The sequence below is a fragment of the Streptomyces sp. NPDC093071 genome, assembly GCF_044754545.1.
Lineage (GTDB): Bacteria > Actinomycetota > Actinomycetes > Streptomycetales > Streptomycetaceae > Streptomyces.
On record NZ_JBIVPH010000003.1, the window covers coordinates 272,106 to 287,951 of the forward strand.

A 15,846-nucleotide genomic window follows, 5' to 3' on the forward strand; every position below is an offset into this window, starting at 1 on the left:
GTGCGGGCGGGACGGGATCAGCCGGCCAGGCAGGACGGGCCGAGCAGCACCTTCAGGTCGCCGAAGAGCGCCGGGTCGGCCGTCACCCGGTGCCGGTCGAGCCGCAGCACGGTGGTCTTGCGCGGGCCCTGGAGCCGGATCCGCACCTCGGTGTTGCCCTTGTGGTGCTTGAGGATCTCGCCGAGCCTGCTGACCATCGGCGGGGTGACCTTGACCGTGGGGATGGTGAGGATCACCGGCGCGTTGGTCCCGGCATTCGACAGGTCGGGGACCTGGAGCTCCATGGCGACGAGCCGGGGCACGTCCTCGCGCTTGTCGAGCCGGCCCTTGACGAAGACGACCGTGTCCTCGACGAGCTGGGTGGAGACCAGCTGGTAGGTGGCCGGGAAGAACATGCACTCGATGGAGCCGGCCAGGTCCTCGACGGTGGCGATGGCCCAGGCGTTGCCCTGCTTGGTCATCTTGCGCTGGAGGCCGGAGATGATGCCGCCGATGGTGACGACCGCGCCGTCGCTGTGCTCGCCGCCGGTGAGCTGGGAGATCGCCGCGTCCGTCTTGTCGGACAGGACGTGCTCGATGCCGAAGAGCGGGTGGTCGGAGACGTAGAGGCCGAGCATCTCGCGCTCCTGGGCGAGCAGGTAGGACTTCTCCCACTCGACGTCGGAGAAGACGACGTCCAGGCCGAAGCCGGGCTCGTCGCTGGTCTCCTCGCCCATGCCGCCGAAGAGGTCGAACTGCCCCTCGGCCTCCTTGCGCTTGACCGCGACCACGTTGTCGATCATGGGTTCGTGGTGGGCGACCAGGCCCTTGCGGGTGTGGCCCATCTCGTCGAAGGCGCCGGCCTTGATCAGCGACTCGACGGTCCGCTTGTTGCAGACGACGGCCTCGACCTTGTCGAGGAAGTCGGGGAAGGAGGAGTACTTCCCCTTGGACTTGCGCGTCTTGATGATCGACTCGACGACGTTGGTGCCGACGTTGCGGACGGCGGTGAGGCCGAAGAGGATCACGTCGTCGCCCTGGGCGGCGAAGTTCGACTCGGACTCGTTGACGTTGGGCGGCAGCACCTTGATGCCCATGCGCCGGCACTCGTTCAGGTAGACGGCGGACTTGTCCTTGTCGTCCTTGACCGAGGTGAGGAGCCCCGCCATGTACTCGGCCGGGTGGTTGGCCTTGAGGTAGGCGGTCCAGTAGGAGACAAGGCCGTACGCGGCGGAGTGGGCCTTGTTGAAGGCGTAGCCGGCGAAGGGGACCAGGACGTCCCAGAGGGACTGGATGGCCTCGTCGCTGTAGCCGTTCTTCCGGGCGCCGGCCTGGAAGATGGTGAAGTTCTTCGCCAGTTCCTCGGGCTTCTTCTTGCCCATCACGCGGCGGAGGATGTCGGCCTCGCCGAGCGAGTACCCGGCGATGATCTGGGCGGCCTTCTGGACCTGCTCCTGGTAGACGATGAGGCCGTAGGTGACCGCGAGCACCTCTTCGAGCGGCTTCTCCAGCTCGGGGTGGATCGGGGTGATCTCCTGCTGCTTGTTCTTGCGCAGGGCGTAGTTCGTGTGCGAGTTCATGCCCATCGGGCCCGGCCGGTACAGGGCGGACACGGCGGAGATGTCTTCGAAGTTGTCGGGCTTCATCAGCCGGAGCAGCGAGCGCATGGGGCCGCCGTCGAACTGGAAGACGCCGAGGGTGTCGCCGCGCTGGAGCAGTTCGAAGGTCTTCGGGTCGTCGAGCGGCAGGGCGAGCAGGTCGAGGTCGATGCCCTTGTTCGCCTTCACCATCTTGACGGCGTCGTCCATGATGGTGAGGTTGCGCAGGCCCAGGAAGTCCATCTTCAGGAGGCCGAGCGACTCGCACTGCGGGTAGTCCCACTGCGTGATGGTGACGCCGTCGGTGTGCCGCACCCAGATCGGGGCGTGGTCGACGATCGGCTCGCTGGACATGATCACGCCGGCGGCGTGCACGCCCATCTGCCGGACCAGGCCCTCGACGCCCTTGGCGGTGTCGATGACCTTCTTCACGTCGGGCTCGTTCTCGTACATCGCCCGGATCTCGCCCGCCTCGCTGTAGCGCGGGTGGGAGGGGTTGGTGATGCCGTCGAGGTCGATGCCCTTGCCGAGGACGTCGGCGGGCATGGCCTTGGTGAGCCGGTCGCCCATGGCGTACGGGTAGCCGAGGACGCGCGCGGAGTCCTTGATGGCGTTCTTGGCCTTGATCTTGCCGTACGTGCCGATCATGGCGACCTTGTCGGAGCCGTACTTCTCCGTGACGTACCGGATCACCTCGACGCGCCGGCGCTCGTCGAAGTCGATGTCGACGTCGGGCATGGAGATGCGCTCGGGGTTGAGGAAGCGCTCGAAGATCAGTCCGTGCGGGATGGGGTCGAGGTCGGTGATGCCCATGGCGTACGCGACGATCGAGCCGGCCGCGGAGCCACGGCCGGGGCCCACGGCGATGCCCTGCTTCTTCGCCCACATAATGAAGTCGGCGACGACGAGGAAGTAGCCGGGGAAGCCCATCGAGATGATGGTGTCCATCTCGTACTCGACCTGCTTCATGCGGTCCTCGGGGATGCCCCCGGGGAAGCGGCGGTGCATACCGCGCATGGTCTCCTCGCGGAACCAGGTGACCTCGGTGTAGCCCTCGGGAATGTCGAACCTCGGCATGAGGTTCTTGGCCTCGAACATGCCGGTGGTGTCGATCTGCTCGGCGACCAGGAGGGTGTTGCGGCAGCCCTCCTGCCAGGCGTCCGAGGAGTCGACGGCGTACATCTCGTCCGTGGACTTCAGGTAGTAGCCGGTGCCGTCGAACTTGAAGCGGTCCGGGTCGGAGAGGTTCTTGCCGGTCTGGATGCAGAGCAGGGCGTCGTGGGCGGTCGCCTCGTGCGCGTAGGTGTAGTGCGAGTCGTTGGTGACGAGCGGCGGGATGCCGAGCTTCTTTCCGATCTCCAGGAGGCCGTCGCGGACCCGGTGCTCGATCTCGATGCCGTGGTCCATCAGCTCCAGGAAGTACCGGTCCTTGCCGAAGATGTCCTGGTACTCGGAGGCGGACTTCAGGGCCTCGTCGAACTGGCCGAGGCGCAACCGGGTCTGGAGCTCGCCGGAGGGGCAGCCGGTGGAGGCGATCAGGCCCTCGGACCACTGGGAGATGGTCTCCTTGTCCATCCGGGGCCACTTCTGGAGCCAGCCCTCGGCGTAGGCGTCGGAGGAGAGCCGGAAGAGGTTGTGGAGTCCGGTGGCGTTCGCCGCCCAGATCGTCTTGTGGGTGTAACCGCCGGAACCGGAGACGTCGTCCCGCTTCTGGTGCGGCTGGCCCCACTGGATCTTCCGCTTGTTCCGCCGGGACTCGGGGGCGACGTACGCCTCGATGCCGATGATCGGCGTGACCCCGGCCTTCTTGGCCGTGTGGAAGAAGTCGTACGCCCCGTGCAGGTTGCCGTGGTCGGACATGGCGATGTGCGTCATGCCCATCTCGTTGCACGCGTCGAACATGTCCTTCAGCCGCGCGGCACCGTCCAGCAGCGAGTACTGGGTGTGGACGTGGAGGTGCGTGAAGGGCGGCTTGGTCACGGCGGGAGGCCTCCGGGAACGACGACGGGCAGGCTGCGGGCAGGCTGCGGGGGACGGTGTCGGAGTCTAGTCGGGCGGGAGGGTCGGACGGGGCACTCGGGGGCTAGGGTCGCGCGTTGGGGGATGGGGAACAGCTGTCCCTTTTGTCGTGAACACTCTGCGTGCACGTCCCGTACCAGGAGGCATCCCGATGTCGGTCCCCCAGCCCACCGCCGCCGAGCGCGGTGAGCACGTCCTCGCCGTCTTCGACACCGCCTTCGGCGAGCTGCTCGCCGCCGACCCGGCGGCCTTCCGGGTCAAGTTCCGCAAGATGGCCGGATCCGCCTTCGCCTTCTACCGGGGCACCGCCTGCCTGTTCTACTCCGACCTGGAGCGGGAGGCGGACGGCGGGCCGTACCTGGACGGGCGCACCGGCCGGGTCTGGATACACGGCGACCTGCACGCCGAGAACTTCGGCACGTACATGGACGCCAACGGGCGCCTGGTCTTCAACGTCAACGACTTCGACGAGGCCTACGTGGGCCCGTTCACCTGGGACCTGAAGCGGCTCGCGGCCTCGCTCGCCCTGATCGGCTACGCCAAGGCGCTCAGCGACCGGCAGATCACCGAGCTGGTGCGGATCTGCGCCGCCGCCTACCGGGAGCGGATCCACGCCCTGGCGACCGGCGCCGAGGACGACGAGGCGCCCGGCTTCACCCTGGAGACCGCCGCCGGGCCGCTGCTCGGCGCCCTGCGCCGGGCCCGGTCGCTGACCCGCTTCGGGCTGCTCGACTCGATGACCGAGATCCGGGACTTCGAGCGCCGCTTCTCGGCGGGCGGCGGCGCACTCGCGCTGGACGCGGACACCCGCCGCGAGGTCCTGGCGGCCTTCGAGGGCTATCTGGAGACCCTGCCGGAGTCCAGCCTGGCCCGCCCCGACTCGTACCGGGTGAAGGACGTGGTCGGGCGGCGCGGGATCGGCATCGGCTCGGCCGGCCTCCCCTCGTACAACATCCTCCTGGAGGGCAACAGCGACGCCCTGGAGAACGACGTCGTGATCTACCTCAAGCAGGCGCAGACCCCGGCGGTCTCCCGGCACGTGACGGACCCGGCGGTGCGGGACTACTTCCGGCACGAGGGGCACCGGACCGTGATCTCGCAGCGGGCGCTCCAGGCGCACGCGGACCCCTGGCTGGGGTGGACGGAGCTGGGCGGCGCCGGGCAGCTGGTGGCGGAGGTCTCGCCGTACGCGGTGGACCTGGACTGGTCGGACATCGACGACCCGGCCGAGATCGCGGCGACCGTGGCGGACCTGGGCCGGGCGACGGCCACCATGCACGCGGCGGCGGACGACTCCAGCGGCCACTCGCTCGTGCCGTTCTCGACGGAGCGGGCCATCGACGCGGCGATCGGCGACGACGGGGAGGGCTTCGCGGAGTTGCTCGTGGACTTCGCGCACGCCTACGGGGCCCGGGCCCGGGCGGACCACCAGATCTTCGTGGACCTCTTCCGCAACGGCCGGATCCCGGGGCTCCGGGGCCCCGGGGAGACGTCCACAGCTTCCCTTTAGGGACCCCTTACGCGCCCCCGTGGGACACTCCTGGGCGATGGACATGGCAGGGACGCAGCTGAGGGCGCTGCGGGCGGCGTTCTTCACGGCACTGGTCGTGACGCTGTCCGTGGCGTCCCACGTGCTGCTCTCGGGCGTGCCGCTGCCGGTGGGCGCGGTCGTCCCGGTCGCCGCCGCCGTCTTCGCCGTGGCGTACGCGCTGGCCGGCCGCGAGCGCGGCCTCGGCCCGATCGCCGGGCTCCTCGTCCCGCTGGAGCTGGCCGCCGACACGCTCTTCACCAGCGGCCAGGCGGTCTGTTACGGCTCCGCCGGCGGCCCGGTCGCCGGGTCGCTGCGCGCGGTGGGCGTGGAGGTCTTCTGCGGCGGCGCCGTGGGGGCTCCGCTGCCCGGCGTGGCGGCCCCGGAGAGCGGGCACGCGGCCGCGCTCCTCTCCTCCCCCGACCCGGCGCTGCCGTGGCTGCTGCTCCTGGCCCACGTGGGCGTCGGCTTCTCGGCGGCGTGCTGGCTGCGCGGCGGGGAGCGGGCGCTGGCCCGGCTGGTGGGCGCGGTGGAGGCCTTCGCGTTCCGGCCGCTGCTGCTCGTGGCGGCCTTCTTCCGTACGGGTGGTCCGGCGCCCCGGCGCACCGGGCGTCCCGGGGGCCCGCTCCGGTCCTCGCGCACCCGGCTCCTCGTGCACTCCGTGGGGCGGCGGGGGCCGCCGCGTCCGGGTCCCGCTCTCGTCTGAGCGGGCCCTCGCGGCCCCTTCCCCCCTTTTTCCACGGACTTTTCCACGGATCCCCACGGAGACAACGATCATGAGTGCACGCAACAGCAAGGCCAACAAGGCGGCGGCCCGCGAGCGGCTGCGCGAGGAGCGCGAGCGGCAGGCGAAGAAGGACCGGGCGCGCCGGCAGCTCGTCGTGGCCGGCTCGGCCGTCGCCGTCCTGGCCCTCGCCGGCGGCGTCGGCTACGCGGTGGTGCAGGCCAACAAGCCCTCCCACTGGGAGGCGGCGGCCGAGGCGACGACCGTCACGGCCCCGAAGAACACCTCGGGCGCGAACGGCACGACGGTCGTCGTCGGCAAGGCGTCCGCGAAGAAGACCCTGGAGCTGTACGAGGACTCGCGCTGCCCGGTCTGCGCGACCTTCGAGCAGGGCGTGGGCTCCACGGTGGAGAAGGACGTCGAGGCGGGCAAGTACAAGATCCGGTACGTCGGCGCCACCTTCATCGACGACGCCGTCCCGGGCGAGGGTTCGAAGAACGCGCTCTCGGCGCTCGGCGCGGCCCTGGACGTGAGCCCGGAGGCCTTCCTCACGTACAAGTCCGCGCTCTACTCCGCCAAGTTCCACCCGGAGGAGAACGACGACAAGTTCGCCGAGGACTCCTACCTCCTGGAGGTCGCGGAGTCGGTCCCGGCGCTCAAGGGCAACGCCGCGTTCAAGAAGAACGTTGAGGAGGGCACCTTCGACGCGTGGGCGATGAAGATGTCCAAGGCCTTCGACGACAGCGGGGTGAAGGGCACCCCGACGCTGAAGATGGACGGCAAGCCCGTGACGGTCCAGGGCACGGACAACCCGCCGATGACTCCGGAGCAGTTCACGACGGCGATCACGGCGGCCCTCAAGGGCTGACGCCCGCCCCCTGTCCAAAGAGCGCCCCCCGTTCAAAGGGCGCTCCTCGTTCAAAGGACGCCCCCGCCCCTGACGGCGCGCCTTCCCCCCGGCCCCGGACCCGAGACGGTCCGGGGCCGGGGGGCATCCGGGGCCGGGGTGTGCCCGAGGCCGGGGTACGTCCGAGGCCGGGGCCCGTCCGAGGCCGAGGTCCGTCCGGGTCGCCGGACCGGCTCCCGGCATCCCGGCGTCCCTGCGGCGACCGACCGGCGAACTTCCGGATTTCGTCTGCCCTCCGGTCATACCCGTCAGTAATCTGACTGCCCGTGACCAGTCGTTTCATATCCTCCGCCCCCACCCGCCGGACGGTCGTGAAGGCCGCCGCCGCCACCGCCGTCGCCGCGCCCGCCCTCCTGGGCACCGCGTCGCCCGCCCTCGCGGGGACCGGGGCGCCCGCCTTCCTCCACGGCCTCGCCTCCGGCGACCCGCTGCCCGACGGCGTCCTGCTCTGGACGCGCGTCACCCCCGTCCCCGAGGCCGTACCCGGCTCCGGCCTCGGCCCCGACGTCCGGGTCGGCTGGGAGGTCGCGGAGGACCGCGCCTTCGCCCGGGTCGTGGCCTCCGGCACGACCACGGCGGGCGCCGCCACCGACCACACCGTGAAGGCGGACGTCCGGGGCCTGCTCCCGGCCACCGCCTACTGGTTCCGCTTCACCGCGGACGGCGTGGTCTCGCCGCCCGCCCGCACCCGCACCGCCCCGGCCGCCGACGCGGCCGCGCCCGGCGTCCGCTTCGGCGTGGTCTCCTGCGCGAACTGGGAGTCCGGATACTTCTCCGCCTACCGCCACCTGGCCGCCCGCGCCGACCTGGACGCGGTGCTCCACCTCGGGGACTACCTCTACGAGTACGCGAGCGGGGCCTACCCCGACGCGAAGTACACCGTCCGGGCCCACGAGCCGCGTCACGAGACCGTCTCGCTCGCCGACTACCGCGCCCGGCACGGAACGTACAAGACGGACCCCGACCTGCGGGCGCTGCACGCGGCGCACCCGGTGATCGCCATCTGGGACGACCACGAGTTCGCCAACGACGCCTGGACGGGCGGGGCCGAGAACCACACTCCCGGCGCCGAGGGGGCGTGGGCGGCCCGGGTGGCGGCCGCCAAGCAGGCGTACTTCGAGTGGATGCCGGTCCGGGCCTCCACCGAGGGCACGGTCTTCCGGCGCCTGCGCTTCGGCAGGCTGGCCGATCTGCACCTGCTCGACCTGCGTTCGTTCCGCTCGGCGCAGGCGAGGACGGGCAGCGGGGCGGTGGACGACCCGGAGCGGAGCATCACCGGCCGCGCCCAGCTGGACTGGCTCAAGGCGGGGCTGGCCGGTTCGGACGCGGCCTGGCAGCTGGTCGGCACCTCGGTGATGATCTCGCCGGTCGCCTTCGGCGCCCTGCCCGCCCACCTCCTGGAGCCGCTCGCGGAGTTGACGGGCCTGCCGAAGGAGGGGCTCGCGGTCAACGTGGACCAGTGGGACGGCTACACGGACGACCGGAGGGAACTGCTGGCGCACCTGACGGCGCGGGGCGTCCGGAACACGGTCTTCCTGACCGGCGACATCCACATGGCCTGGGCCAACGACGTGCCGGTGAAGGCCGCGACGTATCCGCTCTCGGCCTCGGCGGCGACCGAGTTCGTGGTCACCTCGGTGAGCTCGGACAACCTGGACGACCTGCTGCACGTGGCGCCGGGAACGCTCTCGGTGGTGGCGGCGACCGCCGTGAAGGCCGCCAACCGGCACGTGAAGTGGGTGGACATGGACCACCACGGCTACGGCGTGCTGGACGTGACCGCCGCCCGCTCGCAGATGGACTACTACACGGTCTCCGACAAGGCGGACCCGGACGCGACGACGGCCTGGGCGCGCTCGTACCGGACGGCGAGCGGAACGCAGCGTGTCGAGCGGGTGTACCAGCCGGTCCTCTGAGGCCTCCGCGAGGGTCTGTTTTCAGCCATGATCCCTTCTGTTAACGGGAGATCACACGGCTACGGCGGGTGGCGAGCTCCAGCGATCGAATCCGGACACACCACCCGCCTCCCTCCCCTCGACCATTACGTCGACGTCTCAAACTCCGGAAGGCGCAGAAGATTTTCTTCCCGTTGCACCGAATTGCCCGACGGATGATTGGGCCTGATCACTCCTCAACGACGGCTGACATGGACGCGTAATCTCCCCGGCGTGGCGGAGGAAGTTCCTCCACCCACCCCCCACGAGGAGTCACCATGCGTGCTCTTGCCCGTATATCCCCGCGTATGTCACGTCGTGTCATCGGTACCGCCGTCATGGCCGGAACCCTGGCCCTGGCGCCGCTCTCCGCCCCCGTCGCCACCGGCGCGTCCCCCGCCGACCGCGTCTCCGCCGCACCCTCCGCCGAGGAGTGCGAGGACGGTGCCGTCTCCGCCGCCCGCAAGGCGCGCGGCGCCGACCACCACGCCGCCGAGCCCAACGAGGTCTCGGCCGCCCAGGCCAAGGCGATGGACGCCGACCTGAAGAAGAGACTGGCGTCGCTCTCCCCGGCCGCGACCGCCGGCGCCGGCCGCGCCGCCGCCTCGGGCCGGGCCGCCGCGGCGGTCACCATCCCCGTCTACTTCCACGTCATCCACTCCGGGACGACGGGCAAGCTCTCCGCCTCCGCGATCAACAGCCAGATCGCCGTCCTCAACGCGGCCTACGGCGGCCAGGGCACCGGCAACGTGAACACCAACTTCCAGTTCACGCTGGCCGGCACCGACTACACCAACAACTCCAGCTGGTACAACCTGGCCTCCGGCTCCAGCGCCGAGAAGCAGATGAAGCAGACGCTCCGCAAGGGCGGCGCGGGCGCGCTGAACTTCTACACCGCCAAGCTGAGCGGCGGCCTCCTCGGCTGGGCGACCTTCCCGACCTCGTACGCCTCCAACCCGAAGATGGACGGCGTCGTCGTCCTGGACGCCTCGCTCCCGGGCGGCTCGGCGGCCAACTACAACCAGGGCGACACCGGAACGCACGAGGTCGGCCACTGGATGGGGCTGTACCACACCTTCCAGGGCGGCTGCGGCGGCAGCGGCGACTCCGTGGCCGACACCCCGGCCGAGTCGAGCCCGGCGTACGAGTGCCCGACGGGCCGCGACACCTGCACCACGGCGGGGGCCGACCCGATCCACAACTTCATGGACTACACGTACGACTCCTGCATGTACCAGTTCACCGCGGGCCAGGTGTCCCGGATGAGCCAGCACTGGTCCGCGTACCGCGCGGGCTGACCGGCTCCGGGAACACACCGGGGGCGCGGCGGGAAGGGTCCCGCCGCGCCCCCGGCGCACGTCCGAGCGGAGTTACGAGGCGTCCGCCAGCTCCTCCAGGAACGCGAGCGCCACCGCCCAGGTCCGCTCGGCCGCCTCCGCGTCCCAGTCCGGCAGCTCCGGGTCCGTGTACAGGTGCCCGGCGCCCCGGTAGCGGTGGATCTCCACGTCCGCCCCGGCCCGGCCCATCTGGAGGTACCAGGCGGACAGCCAGTCGTCCGTCTCGAAGGGATCGGGCTCGGCCACGTGCAGCTGTACGGGCAGCTCGTCCGCCGACGCGTTCGGCGCCAGGTCCGAGGTGCCGTGCAGCAGCAGAAGGCCGCGCGCCTTCTCGTCGCCGAGGGCCAGGGTCTGCGCGACCGACGCGCCCAGCGAGAAGCCGGCGTAGACGAGACCGCGCTCCGAGTACGGGGCGGCGGCCAGGATCGCACGCTTCAGCAGCTCGTCCTTGCCGATCTCGTCCCGCTTCGCCATGCCCTCCTCCACCGAGTCGGTGGTCCAGCCGTCGAAGAGGTCCGGCGTCCACACCCGGTGCCCGGCGGCCCGCAGCCGGTCGGCCGCGGCCTCCACGGCCGGGCGCGCGCCGTACACCGAGTGGAAAAGCATGATGTCCATGCCCGCCATCCTGCCACCCGCGGCGGCCCGCCCCCGCTCAGCGCATACTGCGCACGTCGAGCTGGCGGAGCACCCGGTCCACCACCTCGGGGTCGGCGCCCGGCTCGCTGCGCGCCGCCAGGACCTCGTGCCGGGCGGCCGACATCAGCTCCCTCTGGATGCGCTGCACCGCCCTGAAGCGGTCCGCCCGCTCCGCGAAGGCGGCCCGCCGCTCGTCGTCCACCATGTCCGGGCTGATCCGCGCCCCGATGTCGAAGGCGCCGCGGTGGAGCCGCTCCTGCACCTCCTCCGGCAGCTCCTCGACCTCCTCGATCTCCTTGAGCCGCCGCTTGGCCGCCTTCGCGGCCCGGACCGCGAGCTCGCGCTCCAGGGCCCGCTCGGCCTCGGCGTCCGCCTTCACCCCGAGCCGCCGGACCAGGGCGGGCAGGGTGAGCCCCTGGAGGACGAGCGTGGTGAGGATCACGCAGAAGGCGATGAAGACGATCTCCGCGCGGCCGGGGAAGGGTTCGCCGTCGTCGGTGGTGAGCGGGACGGCGAGCGCGAGCGCCACCGAGGCCACCCCGCGCATCCCCGCCCACCACATGACGACGGTCTCCCGCCAGCTCACCGGGATCTCCTCGTCCACGTCCCGGAGCGTGTGCATCTTCTGTGCCAGCCAGGTCGCGGGCAGCAGCCACAGCAGCCGCACGACGACGACCGTCCCGGCCACGGCGGCGCCCCAGCCGAGCATCTCCAGGACGTGCCCGTCCGCGTACCCGAAGACGTGGACGACCTCCAGGCCGATGAGGCCGAAGGCGATGCCGGTCACGAGGGTGTCGACGATCTCCCAGAAGGTCTGCCCGGCGAGCCGGCCCATGACGTCGTCGGCGTCGGCCGCGTGCTCGGCCAGGAAGAGCGCGGTGATCAGGACGGAGAGGACGCCGGAGCCGTGCAGCTCCTCGGCGAGCACGTAGCTCACGAAGGGGACGAGGAGAGTGAGCCCGGTCTGCAGGGTGGCGTCGCCGAGGAACCCGATGAGCTTGTTGGAGAGCCAGCCGAGTCCCAGGCCGACGACCACGGCGACGACGGCGGAGAGCACCAGGGCACCGGCCGCCTCGGGCACGGAGAAGGTGCCGCTGACGGCGGCCGCGATCGCCACGTGGTAGAGCACGATCGCGGTGACGTCGTTGAAGAGGCCCTCGCCCTCCAGGATCGACACGAGCCTGCGGGGCAGTCCGAGCGAGCCCGCGACGGCGGTCGCGGCGACCGGGTCCGGCGGGGCGACGAGGGCGCCGAGCGCGATGGCGGCGGCCAGCGGGATGCCGGGCACCAGCGCGTTGGCGACGGCGCCGACGGCCGCCGTCGTGACGAAGACCAGGGCCACCGCGAGCAGGAAGATGGGCCGCTTGTTGGCCGCGAACTGGCGCCAGGAGGTCCGCTGCACGGCCGCGTAGAGGAGCGGCGGCAGCACCAGCGGGAGGATGTACTGCGGCGGGATCTCGACGTTCGGCACGAACGGCAGGAAGGCCAGCACGATCCCGACGAGGGTCATCAGGACGGGCGCGGGCAGCCCCAGCCGCTCGCCGAGCGGGACGGTGAGCAGGGCGCCGAGGAGCAGCAGGAACAGCAGGGCCAATTGATCCACGGGCCCAGCCTGCCACGCGGGCGTCTTTTCACACGTGTTGTCCCCGGGGCGCCGCGGCGGGCGGCCCGGACCGGCCCTACAGCGCCTTCCGCATGGCCCGGTGCGGGATGCCCGCGTCCGGGAACTCGGGGCCGTACGCCTCGTAGCCCAGCCGCTCGTAGAAGCCGAGGGCGTGGGTCTGCGCGTGCAGGTCGACGGCGGTCAGACCGCGCTCGCGCGCCGCCTCCTCGATGCCCCGGACCAGGGCCGCGCCGACCCCGAGGCCGCGGGCCGCCTTGGCGACCGCGAGCCGGCCGAGGGAGCCCACCGAGGCGTCGCCGCCGGTCTTGCCGAGCGCGTCGGCGCCGTGCAGCAGGCGCCCGGTGCCCAGCGGCAGGCCGTCCTCGCGGACCGCGAGGACGTGCACGGCGGTCGCGTCGTACGCGTCGTACTCCAGCTCCCGGGGCACGCCCTGCTCCTCGACGAAGACCTCGCGGCGGACCGCGAAGCAGGCCTCCCGGTCCTCGTCGCCCAGGACCTCGCGGACCTCGTACGCGGTGCTCACCGGCTCTCCGCCTCGATCCGGTCCAGGGCCTTGCGCAGGTCCTCGGGGTAGGTGCTGGCGAACTCGACCCACGAGCCGTCGCCGGGGTGCTCGAAGCCGAGGCGGACGGCGTGCAGCCACTGCCGGGTCAGGCCGAGGCGCTTGGCGATCGTCGGGTCGGCGCCGTAGGTGAGGTCGCCGACGCAGGGGTGGCGGTGGGCGGACATGTGCACCCGGATCTGGTGGGTGCGGCCCGTCTCCAGCTTGATGTCGAGCAGCGAGGCCGAGCGGTACGCCTCGATGAGGTCGTAGTGCGTGACGGAGGGCTTGCCGTCGGCGGTGACCGCCCACTTGTAGTCGTGCTGCGGGTGACGGCCGATGGGGGCGTCGATGGTGCCGCTCATCGGGTCGGGGTGCCCCTGGACCAGCGCGTGGTAGCGCTTGTCGACCGTGCGCTCCTTGAACTGGCGCTTGAGCGAGGTGTACGCGTACTCCGACTTGGCGACCACCATCAGGCCGGAGGTGCCGACGTCGAGGCGGTGCACGATGCCCTGGCGCTCGGCGGCGCCGGAGGTGGAGATGCGGTAGCCGGCGGCGGCGAGGCCGCCGATGACGGTGGTGCCGGTCCAGCCGGGGCTGGGGTGGGCGGCGACGCCGATCGGCTTCATGATGACGACGATGTCGTCGTCGTCGTGGACGATCTCCATGCCCTCGACGGGCTCCGCGACGATCTGCACGGGCGCGGCCGCGCCCGGCATCTCGACCTCCAGCCACGCGCCGCCGCTGACCCGCTCGGACTTGCCGACGACGGAGCCGTCGACCTGGACCTTCCCGGCGGCGGCCAGCTCGGCCGCCTTCGTACGGGAGAACCCGAACATGCGGGCGATGGCGGCGTCGACGCGCTCGCCCTCCAGGCCATCGGGAACGGGCAGGGTGCGGATCTCGGGACTCGTGCTCACCCGTCGAGTATGCCTTGTCAGTCCTTGTGGACGGTCCCGTCGGGGTCCAGGCCCCGGAACGACAGGATCACGATGAGGATGCCGCCGCAGACGATCGCCGAGTCGGCGAGGTTGAAGACGGCGAAGTGCGCGGGGGCGATGAAGTCGACGACCGCGCCCTCGAAGACGCCCGGCGAGCGGAAGATCCGGTCCGTGAGGTTGCCGAGGGCGCCGCCGAGCAGCAGGCCGAGCGCGATGGCCCAGGGCAGGCTGTAGAGCTTCCGGGCGAGCCGGACGATCACGACGATGACGGCGGCGGCGATGCAGGTGAAGATGATCGTGAAGGCCTCGCCCATGCCGAAGGCGGCGCCCGGGTTCCGGATGGCGTCGAAGCGGAGCAGGTCGCCGATCACCCGGATCGGCTCGCGGCCCTCCAGCTTCTCGACCACGAGGATCTTGCTGCCGAGATCGAGCAGGTAGGCCAGGAGGGCCACCACGAACAGGGCGACGACCCTGCGCCTGCCCCGGGGACGCTCCGCGGGGGCGTCCGTGCCGTCGGAGGCCGCCGACTCGTCGGCCCCTGCTGAATCCGGCGTACCGATGATGCGCTCCGCCTCTGCCACGTGAGTGAGTCCCTCGACCTCGATGCCTGACCGTGCACCGAGGGTACGGCACAGACGTACGACCCCGACGCCCGAGACCACGCCCGCGACGCCCGGAGCCCGCCGCGCCTCCACGCCCGGCCCCCGGCCACCGGAGCCGCCCGGGCCCCGGACCGCCGCAGCCGCCGAACCACCCGCCGCCGAAGCCACCCGCGCCCCGGGCCACCGGTGATCCGTCCCGTCACCCGAGGGCCCGGACCGCCGCACCCGCCAGGAGGCCGGGCGCAGCCGCCGGGCCGCCCGCCGCCGAAGCCGCCCGCGCCCCGCGCCACCGCCCGGCGTCCCCGCCGGGTCACCGGTGATCCGCCCCGTCACCCCCGGGCCCGGCCCCGTACCGGCGTCGGCGGCCCGAACGCCGGGCGCACCGCCGGAGGCCGGGTGGCCCCGCCCCGGGGCCGTACCCGGTCCCGTTCCCTCAGCCGCGCCGTTCCTGACGCTGCTTGTCCTCGACGCAGAGGGTGGCTCTCGGGAAGGCCTGCATACGGGCCTTGCCGATCGGCTTGCCGCAGACCTCGCACAGGCCGTAGGTGCCGGCGTCGAGCCGTTCCAGGGCGTGCTCGGACTGCTCCAGCATCTCCCGGGCGTTGGCCGCGAGGGCCAGCTCGTGCTCGCGGGTGATGTTCTTGGTGCCGGTGTCGGCCTGGTCGTCCCCGGCGCCGTCGCCCGAGTCCCGCATGAGGCCGGTGAGCTCCTCCTGGGAGTGGGCGAGCTCGCTGCGCAGCCGCAGCACCTCCGCCTGGAGCCCGTTGCGGGCCTCGGCGACCTCCTCCGGCGTCCAGGGGTCCTCGCCCGGACGGACCGCGAGCTCGCCGGTACGGGCCGGGGGCACCGCCGCCCCGTCCTCGACGGTCGTCACGCCACCCGCGGTCTTCTTCGCTGCCACCGTCCTGGCTCCTGTCTGCTTCCGCGCGGACGCCTTCCTGGCGGGCGCGCCCGGAGCGGCGGTGTCCTCGGCGGAGGCCGCCTCGGCGGGGGCCGCCGCTCCCGTCTTCTCCACGACGGCCTTCTTGGCCGCCGCGGCCTTCTTCGCGACCGTCTTCTTCGCGGCCGCCACCTTCTTCGCGACCGCCTTCTTGGCGCCCGCCCCGCCGGCCCCCTTCTTCTCGGGGGCCGACGGTTCCTCCGCGACCGTGGGGTGCCCGGCGACCGCCGTCCGTTTCCCGGCCGTGGTCTTCTTCGCGGCGGTCTTCTTCGCCACCATGTCGCGGCCCCTTCACATTTTGTGATCTTGCTCGCGAATCGTGCTGGGACGATAAATCGGCCCGAGGCCCGCGGCAACGGGGCACGCCGCCGTTCCCACCCGCCCCCGCTCCCCGCCGGGGCGGCCCGCATCCGTTGTGCCCCGCTCCCCGCCCGGTTATCCGCCCCTCCCCTCCCCCACATGGCCCCACACCGGGTCCGGCGCCCGCCGTGTGGCCATTCGGGTCACGGAAAACCGGTCCGCCCCCGTTCCCGGGG

Annotated in this window: 12 protein-coding genes; 5 read left to right on the forward strand and 7 right to left on the reverse strand. The window is 71.9% G+C overall.

Annotated features, from left to right (window positions below; translation table 11 throughout):
- Positions 1-17: 17 nt before the first annotated feature.
- Positions 18-3,557, reverse strand: coding sequence for a DNA polymerase III subunit alpha (gene dnaE / locus ACIQD7_RS12555; protein WP_402441544.1), 3,540 nt, complete (start codon positions 3,555-3,557; stop codon positions 18-20).
- 190 nt (positions 3,558-3,747) lie between these two features.
- On the opposite strand from dnaE, the gene ACIQD7_RS12560 reads away from it, so the two are divergent.
- From ACIQD7_RS12560 to ACIQD7_RS12580, 5 genes are all read left to right on the forward strand, one after another.
- Positions 3,748-5,106: a DUF2252 domain-containing protein gene (locus ACIQD7_RS12560; protein WP_402441545.1), complete on the forward strand. Its 1,359-nt coding sequence runs from the start codon at positions 3,748-3,750 to the stop codon at positions 5,104-5,106.
- Positions 5,107-5,143: 37 nt separating this feature from the next.
- The gene (locus tag ACIQD7_RS12565) at positions 5,144-5,830 is read left to right on the forward strand and encodes a hypothetical protein (RefSeq protein ID WP_402441546.1); all 687 of its coding nucleotides are present in this window, start codon (positions 5,144-5,146) and stop codon (positions 5,828-5,830) included.
- Positions 5,831-5,900: 70 nt separating this feature from the next.
- Positions 5,901-6,716 (forward strand): DsbA family protein, encoded by an 816-nt coding sequence (locus tag ACIQD7_RS12570; RefSeq protein WP_383410967.1) that lies wholly within the window; start codon positions 5,901-5,903, stop codon positions 6,714-6,716.
- Between the two features lie 305 nt (positions 6,717-7,021).
- Positions 7,022-8,671, forward strand: a complete 1,650-nt coding sequence (locus tag ACIQD7_RS12575; protein WP_402441547.1) for an alkaline phosphatase D family protein — start codon at positions 7,022-7,024, stop codon at positions 8,669-8,671.
- Between the two features lie 326 nt (positions 8,672-8,997).
- Positions 8,998-9,987, forward strand: a complete 990-nt coding sequence (locus ACIQD7_RS12580; RefSeq protein WP_402441548.1) for a zinc metalloprotease — start codon at positions 8,998-9,000, stop codon at positions 9,985-9,987.
- A 72-nt stretch (positions 9,988-10,059) separates the two neighbouring features.
- Here the strand turns inward: ACIQD7_RS12580 and ACIQD7_RS12585 are convergent, their stop codons facing one another.
- The 6 genes from ACIQD7_RS12585 to ACIQD7_RS12610 all read right to left on the reverse strand — a co-directional run bounded on the left by ACIQD7_RS12585 (position 10,060) and on the right by ACIQD7_RS12610 (position 15,589).
- Positions 10,060-10,641, reverse strand: coding sequence for a dienelactone hydrolase family protein (locus tag ACIQD7_RS12585; RefSeq protein WP_383410959.1), 582 nt, complete (start codon positions 10,639-10,641; stop codon positions 10,060-10,062).
- A 37-nt stretch (positions 10,642-10,678) separates the two neighbouring features.
- A complete protein-coding gene (locus ACIQD7_RS12590) occupies positions 10,679-12,265 on the reverse strand; it encodes a Na+/H+ antiporter (RefSeq protein ID WP_402441549.1) in 1,587 nt (528 codons plus the stop codon).
- Positions 12,266-12,341: 76 nt separating this feature from the next.
- Positions 12,342-12,809 (reverse strand): GNAT family N-acetyltransferase, encoded by a 468-nt coding sequence (locus ACIQD7_RS12595; RefSeq protein ID WP_121833681.1) that lies wholly within the window; start codon positions 12,807-12,809, stop codon positions 12,342-12,344.
- Entirely contained in the window at positions 12,806-13,747 is a 942-nt protein-coding gene (locus ACIQD7_RS12600; RefSeq protein WP_121833682.1) for an RluA family pseudouridine synthase, read from the reverse strand. The genes ACIQD7_RS12595 and ACIQD7_RS12600 overlap by 4 nt, the downstream gene beginning before the upstream one ends.
- Before the next feature lie 17 nt (positions 13,748-13,764).
- Positions 13,765-14,349 (reverse strand): signal peptidase II, encoded by a 585-nt coding sequence (lspA, locus tag ACIQD7_RS12605; RefSeq protein WP_402441550.1) that lies wholly within the window; start codon positions 14,347-14,349, stop codon positions 13,765-13,767.
- A gap of 454 nt (positions 14,350-14,803) precedes the next feature.
- The gene (locus ACIQD7_RS12610) at positions 14,804-15,589 is read right to left on the reverse strand and encodes a TraR/DksA family transcriptional regulator (protein WP_402441551.1); all 786 of its coding nucleotides are present in this window, start codon (positions 15,587-15,589) and stop codon (positions 14,804-14,806) included.
- Between the last annotated feature and the right edge of the window lie 257 nt (positions 15,590-15,846).